Source organism: Paenirhizobium selenitireducens ATCC BAA-1503 (assembly GCF_900492185.1).
GTDB lineage: Bacteria > Pseudomonadota > Alphaproteobacteria > Rhizobiales > Rhizobiaceae > Allorhizobium > Allorhizobium selenitireducens_A.
This window is the reverse complement of sequence record NZ_UEYP01000054.1, coordinates 1-421: the sequence shown is the minus strand read 5'-3', so window position 1 is coordinate 421 and position 421 is coordinate 1. Positions and strand designations below refer to the sequence as shown.

General features: G+C 67.9%; 1 protein-coding gene. It reads left to right on the top strand.

The features are described 5' to 3' along the window. Positions 1 to 28: 28 nt before the first annotated feature. Positions 29 to 421, top strand: a 393-nt coding sequence (locus RHIZ70P_RS22695; RefSeq protein WP_147294063.1) for a MarR family winged helix-turn-helix transcriptional regulator, incomplete at its 3' end; no start/stop codon positions are given.

The window sequence follows — 421 nt, the reverse complement described above, 5'->3', positions numbered from 1 at the left end:
GTACCATGCAATCGGCGGAAGGATAACCATGATCTCTTCGGACATCGCGCTGATCGGGACGACGATCCACCGGGTCGCGCAGCTCATCCAGCAGCGGATCGACCAAGACATCCGCGGCAGCGGCCTGACCCGCCTGTCCTGGATGGCGGCGGCGCATGTCGAGGATGCGCCTGGGCTGACCATCGGCGATCTGGCCGACCTGCTGGAGGTCGGCCAGGCCACAGCCGGCCAGCTCGTCGATCGCATGGTCCGGGGCGGCTGGGTCGAGCGGTCGCCCTCGCCCGACGACAGGCGGGCGCAGATCGTCACGGCAACGTCGAAGGCCCGGGCGATGCTGGAGGAACTCGCGCCGCGGCAATCGGCGCTCGAACATGAAATCTTGCAGGATCTGTCGGCAGACGAAAGGCGCGCCCTGCTGGCG